The 16,323-nt window shown below is 66.1% G+C and carries 15 protein-coding genes and 1 tRNA gene; 13 read left to right on the plus strand and 3 right to left on the minus strand.

Annotated features, from left to right (window positions below):
• Positions 1 to 116: 116 nt before the first annotated feature.
• The 8 genes from DEQ67_RS01965 (at position 117) to DEQ67_RS02000 (ending at position 7,682) form a co-directional block, all read left to right on the plus strand.
• Complete coding sequence (locus DEQ67_RS01965; protein ID WP_004044567.1) at positions 117 to 2,300, plus strand: elongation factor EF-2; 2,184 nt, start codon at positions 117 to 119, stop codon at positions 2,298 to 2,300.
• Between the two features lie 299 nt (positions 2,301 to 2,599).
• Positions 2,600 to 3,169: a hypothetical protein gene (locus DEQ67_RS01970; protein WP_004065336.1), complete on the plus strand. Its 570-nt coding sequence runs from the start codon at positions 2,600 to 2,602 to the stop codon at positions 3,167 to 3,169.
• The gene (locus tag DEQ67_RS01975) at positions 3,166 to 4,119 is read left to right on the plus strand and encodes a homoserine dehydrogenase (RefSeq protein ID WP_115860554.1); all 954 of its coding nucleotides are present in this window, start codon (positions 3,166 to 3,168) and stop codon (positions 4,117 to 4,119) included. The genes DEQ67_RS01970 and DEQ67_RS01975 overlap by 4 nt, the downstream gene beginning before the upstream one ends.
• Positions 4,120 to 4,310: 191 nt before the next feature.
• Positions 4,311 to 5,576, plus strand: coding sequence for a translation elongation factor EF-1 subunit alpha (tuf, locus tag DEQ67_RS01980; RefSeq protein ID WP_004044564.1), 1,266 nt, complete (start codon positions 4,311 to 4,313; stop codon positions 5,574 to 5,576).
• Between the two features lie 2 nt (positions 5,577 to 5,578).
• Complete coding sequence (gene rpsJ, locus DEQ67_RS01985) at positions 5,579 to 5,887, plus strand: 30S ribosomal protein S10 (RefSeq protein ID WP_004044563.1); 309 nt, start codon at positions 5,579 to 5,581, stop codon at positions 5,885 to 5,887.
• 254 nt (positions 5,888 to 6,141) lie between these two features.
• Positions 6,142 to 6,213 (plus strand) — tRNA-Ala (locus tag DEQ67_RS01990).
• A 758-nt stretch (positions 6,214 to 6,971) separates the two neighbouring features.
• The gene (locus tag DEQ67_RS01995; RefSeq protein WP_115860516.1) at positions 6,972 to 7,346 is read left to right on the plus strand and encodes a hypothetical protein; all 375 of its coding nucleotides are present in this window, start codon (positions 6,972 to 6,974) and stop codon (positions 7,344 to 7,346) included.
• A 96-nt stretch (positions 7,347 to 7,442) separates the two neighbouring features.
• Positions 7,443 to 7,682 (plus strand): DUF7385 family protein, encoded by a 240-nt coding sequence (locus DEQ67_RS02000; RefSeq protein ID WP_004065334.1) that lies wholly within the window; start codon positions 7,443 to 7,445, stop codon positions 7,680 to 7,682.
• A gap of 137 nt (positions 7,683 to 7,819) precedes the next feature.
• Here DEQ67_RS02000 and DEQ67_RS02005 read toward each other — a convergent pair whose 3' ends face one another.
• Both DEQ67_RS02005 and DEQ67_RS02010 read right to left on the minus strand, forming a co-directional pair.
• On the minus strand, positions 7,820 to 9,139 hold the full coding sequence (locus tag DEQ67_RS02005; protein WP_004044535.1) for an RNB domain-containing ribonuclease: 1,320 nt from the start codon (positions 9,137 to 9,139) through the stop codon (positions 7,820 to 7,822).
• A 120-nt stretch (positions 9,140 to 9,259) separates the two neighbouring features.
• Positions 9,260 to 9,562 (minus strand): DUF7562 family protein, encoded by a 303-nt coding sequence (locus DEQ67_RS02010; protein WP_115802114.1) that lies wholly within the window; start codon positions 9,560 to 9,562, stop codon positions 9,260 to 9,262.
• 161 nt (positions 9,563 to 9,723) lie between these two features.
• Between DEQ67_RS02010 and DEQ67_RS02015 the strand changes: the two genes are divergently transcribed.
• Entirely contained in the window at positions 9,724 to 10,203 is a 480-nt protein-coding gene (locus DEQ67_RS02015; RefSeq protein ID WP_004044533.1) for an RNA-binding protein, read from the plus strand.
• Between the two features lie 42 nt (positions 10,204 to 10,245).
• On the opposite strand, the gene DEQ67_RS02020 is transcribed toward DEQ67_RS02015, so the two are convergent.
• The gene (locus tag DEQ67_RS02020) at positions 10,246 to 10,926 is read right to left on the minus strand and encodes a DUF1028 domain-containing protein (RefSeq protein WP_115891397.1); all 681 of its coding nucleotides are present in this window, start codon (positions 10,924 to 10,926) and stop codon (positions 10,246 to 10,248) included.
• A gap of 220 nt (positions 10,927 to 11,146) precedes the next feature.
• On the opposite strand from DEQ67_RS02020, the gene DEQ67_RS02025 reads away from it, so the two are divergent.
• The 4 genes from DEQ67_RS02025 (at position 11,147) to DEQ67_RS02040 (ending at position 16,315) form a co-directional block, all read left to right on the plus strand.
• On the plus strand, positions 11,147 to 11,503 hold the full coding sequence (locus DEQ67_RS02025) for a cell division protein SepF (RefSeq protein ID WP_004044531.1): 357 nt from the start codon (positions 11,147 to 11,149) through the stop codon (positions 11,501 to 11,503).
• A 119-nt stretch (positions 11,504 to 11,622) separates the two neighbouring features.
• Entirely contained in the window at positions 11,623 to 14,574 is a 2,952-nt protein-coding gene (uvrA, locus tag DEQ67_RS02030; RefSeq protein ID WP_115891396.1) for an excinuclease ABC subunit UvrA, read from the plus strand.
• Between the two features lie 131 nt (positions 14,575 to 14,705).
• Positions 14,706 to 15,128, plus strand: coding sequence for a hypothetical protein (locus tag DEQ67_RS02035; RefSeq protein ID WP_008605965.1), 423 nt, complete (start codon positions 14,706 to 14,708; stop codon positions 15,126 to 15,128).
• A 170-nt stretch (positions 15,129 to 15,298) separates the two neighbouring features.
• The gene (locus DEQ67_RS02040; RefSeq protein WP_004065329.1) at positions 15,299 to 16,315 is read left to right on the plus strand and encodes a WD40/YVTN/BNR-like repeat-containing protein; all 1,017 of its coding nucleotides are present in this window, start codon (positions 15,299 to 15,301) and stop codon (positions 16,313 to 16,315) included.
• The last annotated feature ends 8 nt before the right edge of the window (positions 16,316 to 16,323 follow it).

Consider the following 16,323-nt stretch of genomic DNA (forward strand, 5'->3'; position numbering starts at 1 on the left):
GTCGCGCCTATCGTGACAAAAATGCTCATACCCCGGCGGTAGGGCGGCTGAAAATGGGAAATCCGCTCGGCAAAAACACTACTCTTTTGACCCTCCTGCCGGTAGACCCCTGTATAATGGGCCGACGAAAGAAGATCGTCCAGGAATGTGAGAAACTGATGGACAAGCCGGAGCAGATCCGGAACATCGCCATCGCCGCTCACGTCGACCACGGTAAGACGACCCTCTCCGACAACCTCCTCGCAGGTGCGGGCATGATCTCCGACGAGACTGCCGGCCAGCAGCTCGCGATGGACACGAAGGAAGACGAACAGGAACGCGGCATCACCATCGACGCCGCAAACGTCTCGATGACCCACGAATGGGAAGGCGAGAACCACCTCATCAACCTCATCGACACGCCGGGCCACGTCGACTTCGGTGGCGACGTGACCCGCGCGATGCGCGCCGTCGACGGCGCGCTCGTCGTCGTCGACGCCGTCGAGGGAGCCATGCCGCAGACCGAGACGGTCCTGCGTCAGGCGCTCCGCGAGGGCGTCAAGCCGGCGCTTTTCATCAACAAGGTCGACCGCCTCATCAACGAACTGCAGGAAGGTCCCGAGGAGATGCAGAAGCGCCTCGTCGACGTCATCTCCGACGTCAACGAGCTTATCCGCGGGATGACCGAGGAGAAGGACTACGACTGGACGGTCTCCGTCGAAGACGGCACCGTCGCCTTCGGGTCCGCCCTCTACAAGTGGGGCGTCTCCATGCCGTCGATGGAGGAGACCGGCATCTCCTTCGGCGACATCATGGAACTCGAACGCGGCGGCGACCGCCAGGAACTCCACGAGCGCACGCCGCTTTCGGACGTCGTCCTCGACATGGTCGCGGAGCACTTCCCCAACCCGCTCGACGCCCAGCCCCGTCGTATCCCGACGGTCTGGCGCGGTGACTCCGAGTCCGACCTCGCGCGCCAGATGCGCGAAGTCGACGACGACGGCGAAGTCGTCTTCATGGCGACCGACATCTCGATGGACCCCCACGCGGGCGAAATCGCCACGGGTCGCCTGTTCTCCGGGACCATCCGCAAGGGCCAGGAGCTCTACGTCTCCGGGACCGCGGGCAAGAACCGCGTCCAGTCCGTCGGTGTGTTCATGGGCGGCGAGCGCGAGGAACTCGACCGCGGCGTTCCCGCGGGGAACATCGCGGCCGTCACGGGGCTCCGTGACGCCATCGCGGGTTCCACCGTCTCGTCCGTCGAGATGACGCCGTTCGAGTCCATCGAGCACATCTCCGAGCCTGTCATCACGAAGTCCGTCGAGGCAGAGCGCATGGACGACCTGCCGAAGCTCATCCAGACGCTCCAGCAGGTCGCAAAGGAGGACCCGACCATCCGCATCGAGATTAACGAGGACACGGGCGAGCACCTCATCTCCGGTCAGGGCGAGCTCCACCTCGAAGTCATCACCCAGCGAATCCGCGACAACCAGGGCATCCCGGTCCGCACCGGTGAGCCGATTGTCGTCTACCGCGAGCAGGTCCAGGGCGAGTCCCACGAGGTCGAAGGTGTCTCCCCGAACCGCCACAACAAGTTCTACATCACGGCGGAGCCCCTCTCGCAGGACATCGTCGACTCCATCAAGCTCGGCGAGATTTCGATGGACATGCCCGAACTGGAGCGCCGCGAGGCGCTGCAGGAAGCCGGCATGGACAAGGACACGTCCCAGAACGTCGAACACATCCACGGGACGAACATCCTCATCGACGACACGAAGGGTATCCAGCACCTCAACGAGACGATGGAACTCGTCATCGAGGGTCTCGAAGAGGCGCTCGACGACGGTCCGCTCGCCGCGGAACCCGTTCAGGGGACGCTCCTGCGACTCCACGACGCGCGGCTCCACGAGGACACCATCCACCGCGGTCCCGCCCAGGTTATCCCTGCGACGCGCGACGCGGTCCACCGCGCGCTCATCGCGGGCCAGGTGAAGCTCCTCGAACCCATCCAGAACGTCCGCATCGACGTTCCGTCCGAGTACATGGGCTCGGCCTCCGGCGAGATTCAGGGTCGCCGCGGCCGCGTCGACGACATGTACCAGGAGGGTGACCTCATGGTCATCGAGGGCATCGCGCCCGTCGAAGAGATGATCGGCTTCTCGTCTGACGTGCGCTCCGCGACGGAAGGTCGCGCCTCCTGGAACACGGAGAACGCCGGCTTCCGCGTGCTCTCGGACAACCTCCAGCGCGAGAAGATTATGGAGATCCGCGAGCGCAAGGGCATGAAGCTCGAGCTCTCGCAGGCTATCGACTACATCTAAGCGCGACCCTTCGCGCTTTCTTTCGTTTTTTCACCCGGGCAGCGATAGCCCCGGTCCGTCGGCCCCATCCGCGCCGCATCTACCGTTCGCTTCGCTTCTCGGCGGCCGTCTGTGACACATGCCAGCACGCTCCCGGCGTCGGCAAACCGTGTCGGCTGCGAAGGCTTATACCGCGTGGCCGAATCACGGGTAGATATGCGTAAGGGTACGTCTCTCGACTCCTGGCGCGACGACGCGAAACCACGACCGAACCGCGCGTCGCGGACAACAGCGTCGGGACGGCCCACGGAGGTGGGGCGATGAGCGCACAGGACCTCGACGGCGAGAGCGACGCCGAGGCCGACGGAAGCGGCGAGATGCCGAAACCGCACACGATTCGGCTCGAACTCGTCGACGAGCCCGGACAGCTTTTGGCCGCGCTCAAGCCCATCTCCGACAACGGCGGGAATCTGCTTTCCATCTTCCACGAGCGCGGGAGCCTGACGCCGCGCGGACACATCCCCGTGGAGGTCGACCTCGAATGCCCGCCCGACCGCTTCGCGCGTATCGTCGAGGCGCTCCGCGACGCCGGCGTCAACGTCATCCGCGCCGGCGCGGAGCACTTCGGCGAAGAGGTGATGGTTATCCTCGTCGGCGACATCGTCGACTCCGACCTCTCGGACACGCTCCACCGAATCGAGTCCTCGGCGGACGCGACGCTTCAGGACCTGTCGCTGTCGGCCCGCGAGGGGACCGACGAGGCGTCGAGCGCCCGGCTCCGACTCGCGGTCCGCTCCGGGCGCGTCGACGAGACGCTCGGAGTCGTCCGTGACATCGCCGCCGAGAAGGAGCTACACGTCGTCGAACCGCTCGCGGAGGGGTCCCAATGAGCCTCAGACTCGCCGTGCTCGGCGCGGGCGCGGTCGGCGGCTCGGTGCTCGACCTCGCGGGCGACTACGGGCACGAGGTCGTCGCCTTCGCGGACTCGTCGTCCTCCGTGGTCGACCCGGACGGTCTCGACCCGAGCGCGGTCCACGACCGCAAGGAACGCGAGGGCGTGGTCGGCGGGGCGGACCCCGGAGCGGTGTTCGACGTCGACTACGACGTGTTAGTGGAGGCGACGCCGACGACGCTCGGTGACGCCGAACCCGGCTTCTCGCACGTCGAGCGGGCGCTGGCCGACGACCGCCACGTGGTGCTCGCGAACAAAGGCCCGGTCGCGGAACGGTACGCCGACCTGCGCGCGCTCGAAGCCGAAAGCGGAGGGACGGTGCAGTTCGAGGCGGCCGTCGGCGGCGCGATTCCCATCCTCTCGACTATCTCGGACCTCGGCGCGCCGCACGTGACCGCCGCGCGCGGCGTGCTGAACGGGACGGCGAACTTCATCCTCTCGCGGATGGCCGCCGAGGGACTCGATTACGAGCACGTCCTCGCGGAAGCCCAAGACCTCGGCGTCGCGGAGGCCGACCCGACCTTCGACGTCGACGGCATCGACGCCGCGCTGAAGTTCGTCATCCTCGCGAACGTCCTCTCCGACGGCGAGACGGAGTACGCGCTCGACGACGCCGCAGTCGAGGGAATCCGCAACGTCCCGGGGACGGCGCTCGACCTCGCCGCCGAGGACGGCCGGACGGTCAGACTCATCGGTGAGGCGACCGCCGACGGGGTTCGCGTGGCTCCGCGGCTGATTCCGCAGGGCTCCGCGCTGTCGGTCACGGGCACGCAGAACATCGTCCAGTTGGAGACCAAACACGCGGGGCAGCTGAACATCAGCGGCCGCGGAGCGGGCGGTCCCGAGACGGCGACGGCCGTCTTGTCCGACGTTTCTCGGCTCGAATAGGCGTACAGAGGGCTCGTACCTCTCGTTTTCTTCGACTGTCGACTTCAGCTAAACTCCCTGCCCCCACGACCGTGGTATGGTTCCGCAAATCGCAGTACGGCGGTTAGACGGCCCGTAGCGCGTATCGAAATCGTTTTAGGGGTTTCAGCAAAAACATTCCCCACAGAGCGCCTTAGCGCGTGACCACACCAATGAGCGACAAACCCCACCAGAACCTGGCCATTATCGGCCACGTCGACCACGGTAAGAGTACGCTCGTCGGCCGACTCCTGTTCGAGACCGGCTCCGTCCCGGAGCACGTCATCGAGCAGCACCGAGAGGAAGCCGAGGAGAAGGGCAAGGGCGGATTCGAATTCGCCTACGTCATGGACAACCTCGCCGAAGAGCGCGAGCGCGGTGTCACCATCGACATCGCCCACCAGGAGTTCGACACGGACGAGTTCTACTTCACCATCGTCGACTGTCCTGGCCACCGCGACTTCGTCAAGAACATGATCACCGGTGCTTCGCAGGCTGACAACGCGGTACTCGTCGTCGCCGCCGACGACGGTGTCGCGCCGCAGACCCGCGAGCACGTCTTCCTCGCCCGCACGCTGGGCATCGGCGAACTCATCATCGCGGTCAACAAGATGGACGTCGTCGATTACAGCGAAGACAAGTACAAGGACGTCAAGGAGCAGGTCAACAAGCTCCTCAAGCAGGTCCGCTTCAACTCCGACGACGCGACCTACGTCCCGATTTCGGCCTTCGAGGGCGACAACATCGCCGAGCGCTCCGACAACACGTCGTGGTACGACGGCGACATCCTCCTCGAAGCACTCAACAACCTGCCGGCACCGCAGCCGCCGACGGACGCGCCGCTGCGCCTGCCCATCCAGGACGTCTACACCATCTCCGGCATCGGTACGGTCCCGGTCGGCCGTATCGAGACGGGTACCCTCAACCCCGGCGACAACGTGAGCTTCCAGCCCTCTGACGTCGGCGGCGAGGTCAAGACCGTCGAGATGCACCACGAGGAAGTCGACCAGGCCGGACCTGGCGACAACGTTGGTTTCAACGTTCGTGGCGTCGGCAAGGACGACATCCGCCGCGGCGACGTCTGTGGCCCGGCCGACGACCCGCCGAAGGTCGCCGAGACGTTCAAGGCGCAGGTCGTCGTCATGCAGCACCCCTCGGTCATCACCGCTGGCTACACGCCGGTCTTCCACGCCCACACGGCGCAGGTCGCGTGTACCATCGAGTCCATCGACCAGAAGCTCGACCCCGCGTCGGGTGAGGTCGCTGAGGAGAACCCGGACTTCATCAAGTCCGGCGACGCTGCCATCGTGACCGTCCGTCCGCAGAAGCCGCTCAGCATCGAGCCGTCCTCCGAGATTCCGGAGCTCGGCAGCTTCGCTGTCCGTGACATGGGTCAGACCATCGCGGCCGGCAAAGTGCTCGAAGTCAACGAGCGATAACGATGCAACAGGCACGCGTTCGGCTCGCCGGCACGAGTCCGGAAGACCTCGACGATATCTGCGACGACGTCCGCGAGATCGCGAACAAGACGGGCGTCAACCTCAGCGGGCCGATCCCGCTGCCCACGAAAACGCTCGAAGTCCCCGCCCGCAAATCGCCTGACGGCGAGGGGACGGCGACGTGGGAGCACTGGGAGATGCGCGTCCACAAGCGTCTCATCGACCTCGACGCTGACGAACGCGCTCTGCGCCAGCTGATGCGCGTTCAGGTTCCGAACGACGTCAGCATCGAGATCGTCCTCGAAGACTAACGACGGCGCTGTCCGGGCTCTCCCGGGCCGCCCGTTCGTGACGGCCCGCCCGTCACACTCGCGGTTGTCGAGGCGCGCGTCCGGAGGACTCTGCCTCCGAGCTGACTTTCAGCGCTAAGGCGCGTGTCATCTCACTTCCGTTCGACGCGCGAGCAGACGCCCGCAGAATCGCCCGACGGAACGGGATGCTATCGCATGCCCGACTGCGGACAAAACATAGGGTATAAGTGTATCCCACGACTCCGTGGGAATGAGGGCTCGTAGATCAGTGGCAGATCGCTTCCTTCGCAAGGAAGAGGCCCGGGGTTCAAATCCCCGCGAGTCCATTTCCTTCCGTCACTTCGTTCCGTCAGTCAATGGACTCGCTTGCCCCCGTTCGCTTCGCTCACGGGGACCCCGCGAGTCCACTACCATTTTCGCGACGCAACACGGCGAGTCGTGACTCCGTCAGGAGCCCTGCGAGTATCAACTGCGTCGCGAACAGATGTACGTCCCGTTTCTCATTGCCGTCCAATGCCGAGTTGATATGCCGCGAAGTACGAACTGAACATCGATATGGCAAGTAGAGTGCAGTACGTGCTTATAAAATAGAGAAGTTCAACGATTGAATTCGGTGAGCTGATACCAAGAAATCGAGATACGACCGCAGCGAATCCAATCGAAGGAAACGAAACAATTACCAGTACAAATCTACTGGACCATGCGCTGGACCGCCCCAGCATGAAGTCTTTTGGAGGGACGTCCATAGTCTCATCGTACGCAGAGAATTATTTTAAAATTGTCATTTCTGCACAGTACCTCACAGCCTAGGCTACCGCTGTTTTTGTGACGCTTCCCACCGTGGCGAATACTGAGTCGTCGCGCTCTACGACTACACAATCGCGACCCGAACGAAGTACCACTCCCCGTCGTACCGGACGAGCTCGGGCCGGTCAGCGTTGCTGAACGAAAACCGGCTTTGTTCGTCGTCCGAGCGTGACTCGGCCGTCGAGCGCGCTCGGAAACATCGTTCACTTCCGCCGAACCCGACACTTTCACCCCGCTCATGGCGGACCCTCTTACCGTCTCGCTCCGAGGCGTCGGTATGGAAACACGACGAGGCGAACCCCCGTCGGACCCGTCTGCCCTCTTTCGAGCTATCGTCTCGAAACTCCGCGAGACGCGCCGCGGGGTCCACCAACACCGGATGGCGCAGGCGTTGCTCCAGAGAGACGCCAACGGCTCGCGGCTGGTCGGACTCGACGCGGACACCGAGCGGGCGGTCTTCTTCAACCCCGCGTCGCGGACGCTCGAACTGATACCGTTCGACCGGGAGGGAACGCACGAGGAGCGCGCGGAGGTGCTGTCGCGTCGGCTGAGCGACCCGTCGTCGTGGGTCGAGGCCAACGCCGCGGGGCTGTCGTGGGTGCACCCGCACTTCCGGTGGGTCTGCGGGCTGGACGACGCCGGGCGGTCGTGAGCCGGCAGTCGCGAGTCGGCAATCCGCTGCCACGTCCGACCGTGACCGATGTCCGACCGTGAAGAATTATACGCACGCCGCGCGCACAACACGTCCATGAACGACGAGGAACTCGACGAACTCCGGTCGTCGCTCACGCCCTACGAGTCGAGCGGCGGCGTCACCACCTACCAGAACACCGTCTCTATCGCCTGTCCGGCGTGCGAGAAGCCGTTCGACGACTTGGTCGTCTGCGAGAACGACTACAACAGCCTCGAACTGAGCATGATGCTCGACCTCTGTGTGACCCAACACGACGGCGACGTGCTCCTGTTCACGCACAAACAAGAGGAGTAAGCGGTCGTGGCGGTCGGACGCGGGCCACCGTTCAGCCTCTCGGTTACGAGTCCGTCACTCCGCGCCCGTCTCGCCAGTAGCGGCCGGTGGATTCTCGTCGGCCAAAAACAAGTGGTCGAACGGGAGCGACCGCCGGGTTATTCCTGCGGCGGGAGGCCGTTTTCGTCGATGACCTCGCCGTCGTCGTCGACGGTGACGATGCCGCGGTTGTTGACCGCGTAGGGGTCCAAGCCGACCTCTTGGAGGAACTGCTTGTAGAGTCGCTCGGCCGTCTCGGCGTCTTTCTGGCGGTCGGAGGCGCGGTCGCAGAGTTCGACGAGATCTTCGGGTACGTCGTTTTCGTGGACGATCCAGTGGTTGATGAGGTCCGACAGCCGGCGGATTGGCGAGGTGAAGTGGCCGTAGATGTCGAAGTTGAGCGCGTAGTGGCCGCCGAAGGGGTCGTTCATGTACTTCGCGCGGGGCATGACCTTCAGCACGGCGCGCTGAATCTTGTTGAGCGTGCGGGAGTTCGCGCTCTCCAAGGCGTCGTTGACGGCCTTTCGGGGCTCGTCCCACGACGTGGACTGGATGCTCACGCCGTCGAGTTCGGTGATTTCGCGGAGCGCTTTGTCCCACTGGTCGGGAGTCGGCTGCGGGTGGACGCGGTACATCGCCTCGACGCCGCGGTTCCACATGAGTTCGTGCGTGACGGCCTTGTTCGCCTTCAGCATGCACTCCTCGATGATGGTGTGGGCGCGGTCGCGGCTCGGGTTGAGGACGAGCGAGCCGTCTTCCTTGCGCTGTTCGTGGAGTTGGTCCGCGAGGTCGAAGACCAGCGCGTTCTCCTCGTGGAGGGGGAGGTCGGGGTCTTCCAGCCGGTTTTCACACTGCGTGTAGGTGAGCCGTTCGTTGGAGTGGATGACGGACTTGTAGATGTCGATAGACTCGAACGAGAGCGTGTCCTTCTTGATTTCCATCTCGACGGTGTGGGCGAGGCGGTCCTCCTCGGGGACGAGAGAACAGACCGTCTCGGCCAGCGCCGGCGGGAGCATGTGGATGGTGTAGGCGGGGAGGTAGACGGTGTTGCCGCGCTTGACGGCCTCGGCCCACATCTCCGAGCCGGGGTGGACGTAGTGGGTCACGTCGGCGATGTGGACCCACAGCGTGTACGTCTCCTCGTTCTCGCGGATGCTCAGGGCGTCGTCGAAGTCCTGGGCGTCGACGGGGTCGGTCGTCCACGTCGTGAGGTCGCGGAGGTCTTTGCGGTGTTCGAGTTCGTCTTCGATCTCCTCGTGGACGCCGTCGGTGCGCGCACGCGCCTCCGAGAGGACTTCCGGCGGGAACGCGTCACGAATCTCGAACTCCTCGAACAGTTCCTCGCGCTTGTTCTGGAGGTGTCGCGCGAGTTCGGCGTCTATCTCCACCGGTCCTTGCCCTTCGGCGGTCCCGGCGTACGCCTGCGCGTCGTCTGACATAGCCCCGACTAGACGGGGCAGGGAGAAATGAGTGTCGGGCACGAGCCGCGACGTACGAGAATCGATATCACTCGTCGGCGCGCGTTTGCGTGGCCCGGCGACGGGCCGCCGAACCCGTCTTCAGCGACCGCGCTCGCCGGGCGATTCGTACCGCTCTTTGACCGCGTCGAAGTAGCGAAGCAGGAACTCCTCGTCGGAGATGCCGCGTTCTTCGATGTCGACGAGGAGGCCTTCGAGTTCCTCGCGGGGCTGGTGGCAGAGTCCCCGGTAACAGGACTTACAGAGGTGTTCGAACCGCTTGCCGTGTCGTTCCCAGCGGTTCCCCTCTTTGTCGTACTCGCGCGCCGCCGACCGGAGGACCGCGTCACCGCATGCGATGCACACGACACGATTCCGGTCCCGGTTCGTCCGGGAGCGCCACATATGAGGGGAGTGGACCCAGTCGTACTTAGCAGTTTATCCTGTTACAGTCTGACGCGCGTCCGACGCCGACGCGGCTCGCGCTCGACCGGCCGCCGTGGGGCATCACCGACCACTCGACGCGGAGCGGTCGATTTATCGGCCGTGAGCGTCCACGACCCGGTATGAAGGTCAAGTCTCGCCACCACCTCCGAAGCGACGAGATCGACGCGCTGTGCGACTCCATCGAATCGTCCCTCGGCGTCGCCCTCGCTGGCGACGCGTTCGAGGCGGTCGAGTTCGCGGACGCCGACTACGAGGTCGTCCTCGTCGACGGCGAGCCGGCGGTCATGTACGTCGACGACCAGCCGTTTCTCACGGTCAAGGGCGCGAACCAGTTCCCGCCGACGACGAACGTCGTCACGGTCGACGCTGGCGCGGTCTCGTTCGTCTCCAGCGGGGCCGACGTGATGCGCCCCGGCATCACCGAGGCCGACGAGTCCATCGAGGCGGGCGACCTGGTCGTCATCGCGGAGGAGACCCACGGCAAGGTGCTCGCCGTGGGTCGCGCGCTCGAAGACGGGGCCGACCTCGTCGGTGACTCCGGCAAGGTCGTCGAATCCATCCACCACGTCGGCGACGACCTCTTCGAGTTCTCGGTCTGAGCCGACCGCCGCGGTCTCAGGGTCGGCGTGCGCTCCGCCCGGCTACGCTTCGGCGTACTTCTCCAGCGCCGCCTCGTACCCCTCCCGCGCCATCGAGAACGTCTCCCGCAGGTCGCGCAGCGGCGTCTCCGTCGCGTCGACGCGGAGGTCGTTGTAGTACGGCTCCATCTCGCGGTCCTCGGTCGAGGTCACGACGACGGCCGCACTCTGGATGTCGAGGTCGTCGCGCTTGTCGCCGCCCGCGGCGTGCCCCGAGCCGAGCGCGTCGATGAGTCGTTTCGCGAGCGGTTCGTCGCCGCCGGCGGTCCGCTCGTACGCGTCGGCGGTGGCGTCGACGACCGCCTCGCCCGTGAGCAGGTTGCCCGCGACGGTGTAGGCGTCGCCCTCGCGGTGGCCCGCCCAGCCGAGGCAGTCGTCGCCGGTGAAAGCGAACGTCGCCTCGGAACCGACGCCGTGGAGCTGTCGTTCCGCCCGGCCGTCGTCGGCGTTCAACAGCGCCTGTAAGGCGTCGTCGACGGCGAGGCCGTCTTCGAGGTAGTCCATGCCTTTCTCCCCGAGTTCGACGTTCGTCAGCGCCTGTGTCGCCACCGCGCCGTGTTCGGTTGCGAACGGGCAGAGCGCGCCGACGCCCGGCAGGCGGGTCGTCACGGCGACGCCGAAGCGGTGCTGGTCGTCGCCGTCGGCGTCGACGTACGGCTCGCGGACGCAGATGCTGAAGGTCATCGTGTTCGTCTGCCCCCGCGCGCCGCTGGCTAAAAACACCCGGCGAAACGCCGCGACCGCCCCGCGCGCGTCGGACGCCAGCTGGAACCGCCGACTCCACGGTCGCACGCGCTCGCGGCGGTTCTGCCGGCGATTCGGCGCGTCGTCGGGGCGAGACCTGTCTGAAATCAGACAATCGTCTGACGTAAGAACTAACCCCGTTGTGGCCTCTCTACGTCCTATGGGTATCATGAGTAAGATTCTCGGTGGTGGTGGTTCCCGAACGACCGAGGACTACGTCGAACTCGACCTCGACGACTTCGACACCGCTCGCGGCGACGCCGGCCTCTCGGTTCATATCGCCGAAATCGGCGGCCAGCAGGACGTTATCGCCATCAAGGACGCCGTCTACGACGGCAACCTGGTCATCGCGGACATCACCCGCCACACGACCTCCGACAGCACGATGGAGCACATCATCGACGACCTCCGACAGGTCGCGCGCGAGGTCGACGGCGACATCGTCCAGAAAGGCGACGACCAAATCGTCATCACGCCCACGGGCATCTCTATCTCGCGGCAGAAGCTCAACGGCTGACGACGGCGGACGACACCCGCTTACGCTCCGATTTCTCCCCGACTCGCAGCCGCGAGCGATGCGGCTCGAACGGCCCGAACCGATGGCTATTCGGTCCTCTCGTTCCTAGAGTCGTCCGAATGAGCAAGGACTACATCGAGGTTCGCGGTGCCGAAGAGCACAACCTCAAGAACCTCGACGTTCGCATCCCCCGCGAGACGTTCACCGTCGTCACCGGCCTGTCGGGGTCAGGCAAGTCCTCCCTCGCGTTCGACACCGTCTACGCGGAGGGCCAGCGGCGGTACATCGAGTCGCTTTCGGCCTACGCGCGGAACTTCCTCGGCCAGATGGACAAGCCGAAAGTCGAGGCCGTCGAGGGCCTCTCGCCCGCCATCTCCATCGACCAGAAGAACGGGGCCAACAACCCCCGGTCGACCGTCGGGACCGTCACCGAACTCCACGACTACCTCCGCCTCCTGTACGCCCGCGTGGGCACCCAGTACGACCCCATCACGGGCGAGGAGGTCGGCGAGCAGTCCGCACAGGACATGGTCGACCAGATTCTCGAACTCCCCGAAGGGACCCGCGCGAAGGTCGTCGCGCCGGTCGTCCGCGACCAGAAAGGCGAGTTCAAGGACCTGTTTTCGGACCTCGTCTCCGAGGGCTACGCCCGCGTCGAGGTCGACGGCGAGGAGTTCGACCTCTCGTTCGAGACGCCCGAACTCGACAAGAACTACGACCACACCATCGACGTGGTGGTCGACCGCGTGAAAGTCGCGCCCGAGGCGCGCTCCCGTATCGCCGACTCCGTCGAGACCGCGCTTGAGGAGGCCGGCGGCGTCCTCAAACTCATCGTCCCCGACCCGCCGGCGGACCTGCCCTTCGCCTCCAACACCCGGTCGACCGGGTCGCTCGCGGGCGAGGGCGACGACCGCCTCGTCGTCGAGTTCTCCGAGGAACTCGGCAACCCGAACTCGTCGTTCCGATTCTCCGAAATCGAGACGCGCTCGTTCTCGTTCAACAGCCCCCACGGGGCCTGCCCGGAGTGTGAGGGCCTCGGCAAGGCCAAGGAGGTCGACCCCGACCTCGTCGTCACCGACCCCTCAAAGCCGCTGAAGCACGTCTTCGAGCCGTGGAGCTACAACCGGACGTACTACCGCCGCCAGCTCGACAACGTCGCGGACCACTTCGGCGTCAGCGTCGACACGCCGTTCGAGGAACTTTCCGACGAGGTGCAGGACGCCTTCCTGTTCGGCACGAGCGAGGACGTGGTGTTCGAGTGGACGACGAAAAACGGCACGCGCCACAAGGAACACTCCTTCGAGGGCGTCGTCGGCAACCTCGAACGCCGTCACGTCGAGACGGACTCCGACCGGACGCGCGACCACATCGAGGAGTTCATGGCCGTCACGACCTGCCCCGACTGCAACGGCTCGCGGCTCAAAGAGCAGTCCCGGCACGTCCGCGTCGGCGGCACGACGCTCCCCGAGGTCAACCGCATGACCATCGCGGGCGCGCTCGAACACTTCGAGGGGCTCGAAACAGAGCTCTCCGAGCGCGACCGCACCATCGCACAGGAGATTCTCAAGGAGATTCGCGCCCGCCTCGGCTTCATGACCGAAGTCGGCCTCGAATACCTCACCTTGGACCGCGAGGCCGCCACGCTCTCGGGCGGCGAGTCCCAGCGCATCCGCCTCGCCACGCAGGTCGGCTCCGGCCTCGTGGGCGTCCTCTACGTCCTCGACGAGCCGTCCATCGGCCTCCACCAGCGCGACAACGACAAGCTGCTCAACACGCTCGAAGGCCTCCGCGACCTCGGTAACACGCTCATCGTCGTCGAACACGACGAGGAGACGATGCGCCGGGCCGACGAAATCATCGACATGGGTCCCGGTCCGGGCAAGCGCGGCGGCGAGGTCGTCGCGCAGGGCGACTTCGACGACATCGTCGCGGCCGACGATTCCATCACGGCCGACTACCTCTCGGGCCGCAAGGACATCGACGTGCCCGAGAGCCGCCGCGAGGGCGACGGCGAACTCGTCGTCCGCGGCGCGCGCCAGCACAACCTCGACGACCTCGACGTGCCGATTCCCCTCGGGACGTTCACGGCCGTCACCGGCGTCTCAGGGTCGGGTAAGTCCACCCTGATGCACGAGATTCTCTACAAGGGGCTCGCCCGTCGGATGAACGACAACACCTCCGTCGACCCCGGCGAGCACGACGCCATCGAGGGCTACGACGACATCGAGACGGTGCGGCTCATCGACCAGTCGCCCATCGGCCGCACTCCGCGGTCGAACCCGGCGACGTACACCGGCGTCTTCGACTACGTCCGCGAGCTGTTCGCGGAGACGAAGCTCTCGAAACAGCGCGGCTACGAGAAGGGGCGGTTCTCCTTCAACGTCAAGGGCGGCCGCTGTGAGGCCTGCAAGGGACAGGGCAACGTCAAAATCGAGATGAACTTCCTCTCGGACGTGTACGTGCCCTGCGAGGAGTGCAACGGCGCGCGCTACAACGCCGAGACGCTCGACGTGACGTACAAGGACAAGACCATCGCCGACGTGCTCGACATGGAAGTCGACGAGGCGCTCGACTTCTTCGAGGCGAACTCGCAGATTCGCCGCCGCCTCCAACTGCTCCACGACGTGGGCCTCGGCTACATGCAGCTCGGCCAGCCGTCGACCACCCTCTCCGGCGGCGAGGCCCAGCGCGTCAAACTCGCGGAAGAACTCGGCAAGAAGCAGACCGGCGACACGCTCTACCTGCTCGACGAGCCGACGACCGGCCTCCACAAGGAAGACGAGCGGAAGCTCATCGAGGTGCTCCAGCGCCTCGTCGACAACGGCAACACCGTGCTCGTGGTCGAACACGAACTCGACCTCGTGAAGAACGCCGACCACATCGTCGACCTCGGCCCCGAGGGCGGCGCGGGCGGCGGCACTATCGTCGCCAGCGGCACGCCCGAGGAAATCGCCGCGAACCCCGACTCCCACACGGGCCGGTACCTCCGCGACTACCTCCCCGACGTGGACGAGGAGGGGCCGCGGTCGGACCGCCGCAAGCCCGCGAAAGTGACGAACGACGACGACTGAGCCGCGCGTCGCCGTAACCGCGACGTTTCGTTTTCACGCTCGGTTCGGCCGACGGCCGCTCGCCGGGCGAGACGCTTTCGCCAATCAAACTACTCCGGGGAAAGACATTTCCGACCGTTTCGCGTCTCTCCATGTGTATGTCACGCATACTCAAAACGTCGGGGTTCCTCGGGCTCGCGACGATGATGGTGGTGGGACTGCACCAGTACACGCTGCTGGAATCTGGGGGCGTGCCGTCGTGGCTGGTGGGCGGCCACGCGCACTTGGGTGTGCTGTCGATTCTCGCGGTCGTGATGGGGTTCGCGGTGGACGCGTTCGCACTGACGGGGAGACTCCGGGCGGCGGTGAGCGGGCTGTTCGTCGTCGGGCAGTGGCTGTTACCGCTCACCATCTGGGTCGGCGTCGGGTTCGGGCTGACGTTCCTGATTCCGACGACGTTCCTGTGGGGAGTCTGTCTCATCGTCTCCATGCTCATCATGGCGTGGCAGGCGTGGGTCAGCGAGCCGACGACGCCCGGGGGGATGCCGGCCCCCGCGTCGCCGGCCGACGACTGAGCGTCCGCGGACTTTTTTCAGCATCGACCGTCCTTCAGCGCCGCCGGTACCACCAGTAGCCGACGCCCGCGAGCGCGAGGGCCACGACGAGCGCCGGGACCTGTCGTCGTCGCTCCCACCGCGACTCACCCCGCACCCGCGTTTTTCATCCCCGAGCGCCTACGTCCTCCATGCAGCTCTACGCCGCCGCCAACGGTGCGGTCCTCGCGGTCGCGGGGTCGCCCGACGACTCGACCACCCGCCGGCGACTCGGCGAGCACCGAATCGAGTGCGTCGCGGCCGACCCGCGCGCGCCGAACCGGGCGCTCTGCGGGACCTTCGACGCCGGCGTCTTCCGCACGACCGACGGCGGGGCGTCGTGGCACGCGGTCGGCACCGACGCGCTCCCCGAGTCGGTGACGAGCCTCGCCGTCTCTCCGGCCGCCCCCGACGTGGTCTACGCCGGCACCGAGCCCTCGGCCGTCTTCCGCTCCCGCGACGGCGGCGAGACGTGGGCCGAACTCGCGCCGCTTTCGGCCCTCGATTCGGCGTCGTCGTGGGCGTTCCCGCCCCGCCCGCACACCCACCACGTCCGCTGGATAGAGCCGGACCCGACCGACGCCGACCGACTGTTCGTCGCGGTCGAAGCCGGGGCGCTCGTCCGCTCTTTCGACGGCGGCGAGACGTGGCAAGACCGCGTGGCGTCGAGCAAGCGAGACACGCACTCGATGGCGACGCACCCCGACCGGCCGGGTCGCGTCTGGGTCGCCGCGGGCGACGGCTACGCCGAGACCGACGACGCGGGCGAGACGTGGACGACGCCGACCGCGGGGCTCGGCCACGGCTACTGCTGGAGCGTCGCCGTCGACCCCGCGGACCCGGAGTCGGTGCTTCTGACGGCCGCCTCCGGGCCGATGCGCGCTCACCGAGTCGAGTCGGCGGCGGCGTACCTCTACCGCAGGCGGGACTCGCCGGACGACGAGGGCGACGGCGACGAGTCGTGGGACCGACTCGACGAGACCGGCCTGCCGACCGGGTCGGGCGCGACCCGCGCGGTCTTGGCCGCCGGGCGAACCGGCGGCGAGTGCTACGCTGCGAACGACCGCGGTCTCTATCGGACGACCGATTTCGGTGACTCGTGGGACCGAATCGAAGTCCCGTGGGACGGGACGCGGCGGACCGCGGCGGGGCTGGCGGTCGTCGCGTAGTCGGGCGG

Origin of the sequence: Haloferax sp. Atlit-48N (assembly GCF_003383015.2) — an archaeon.
GTDB lineage: Archaea > Halobacteriota > Halobacteria > Halobacteriales > Haloferacaceae > Haloferax > Haloferax volcanii.

Excerpts from the sequence above, each read along its gene's own strand:
- DEQ67_RS01965 (WP_004044567.1), top strand. The coding sequence starts at position 117 with ATGGGCCGACGAAAGAAGATCGTCCAGGAATGTGAGAAACTGATGGAC.
- DEQ67_RS01970 (WP_004065336.1), top strand. The coding sequence starts at position 2,600 with ATGAGCGCACAGGACCTCGACGGCGAGAGCGACGCCGAGGCCGACGGA.
- DEQ67_RS01975 (WP_115860554.1), top strand. The coding sequence starts at position 3,166 with ATGAGCCTCAGACTCGCCGTGCTCGGCGCGGGCGCGGTCGGCGGCTCG.
- tuf (WP_004044564.1), top strand. The coding sequence starts at position 4,311 with ATGAGCGACAAACCCCACCAGAACCTGGCCATTATCGGCCACGTCGAC.
- rpsJ (WP_004044563.1), top strand. The coding sequence starts at position 5,579 with ATGCAACAGGCACGCGTTCGGCTCGCCGGCACGAGTCCGGAAGACCTC.
- DEQ67_RS01995 (WP_115860516.1), top strand. The coding sequence starts at position 6,972 with ATGGAAACACGACGAGGCGAACCCCCGTCGGACCCGTCTGCCCTCTTT.
- DEQ67_RS02000 (WP_004065334.1), top strand. The coding sequence starts at position 7,443 with ATGAACGACGAGGAACTCGACGAACTCCGGTCGTCGCTCACGCCCTAC.
- DEQ67_RS02005 (WP_004044535.1), bottom strand. The coding sequence starts at position 9,139 with ATGTCAGACGACGCGCAGGCGTACGCCGGGACCGCCGAAGGGCAAGGA.
- DEQ67_RS02010 (WP_115802114.1), bottom strand. The coding sequence starts at position 9,562 with ATGTGGCGCTCCCGGACGAACCGGGACCGGAATCGTGTCGTGTGCATC.
- DEQ67_RS02015 (WP_004044533.1), top strand. The coding sequence starts at position 9,724 with ATGAAGGTCAAGTCTCGCCACCACCTCCGAAGCGACGAGATCGACGCG.
- DEQ67_RS02020 (WP_115891397.1), bottom strand. The coding sequence starts at position 10,926 with ATGACCTTCAGCATCTGCGTCCGCGAGCCGTACGTCGACGCCGACGGC.
- DEQ67_RS02025 (WP_004044531.1), top strand. The coding sequence starts at position 11,147 with ATGGGTATCATGAGTAAGATTCTCGGTGGTGGTGGTTCCCGAACGACC.
- uvrA (WP_115891396.1), top strand. The coding sequence starts at position 11,623 with ATGAGCAAGGACTACATCGAGGTTCGCGGTGCCGAAGAGCACAACCTC.
- DEQ67_RS02035 (WP_008605965.1), top strand. The coding sequence starts at position 14,706 with ATGTGTATGTCACGCATACTCAAAACGTCGGGGTTCCTCGGGCTCGCG.
- DEQ67_RS02040 (WP_004065329.1), top strand. The coding sequence starts at position 15,299 with ATGCAGCTCTACGCCGCCGCCAACGGTGCGGTCCTCGCGGTCGCGGGG.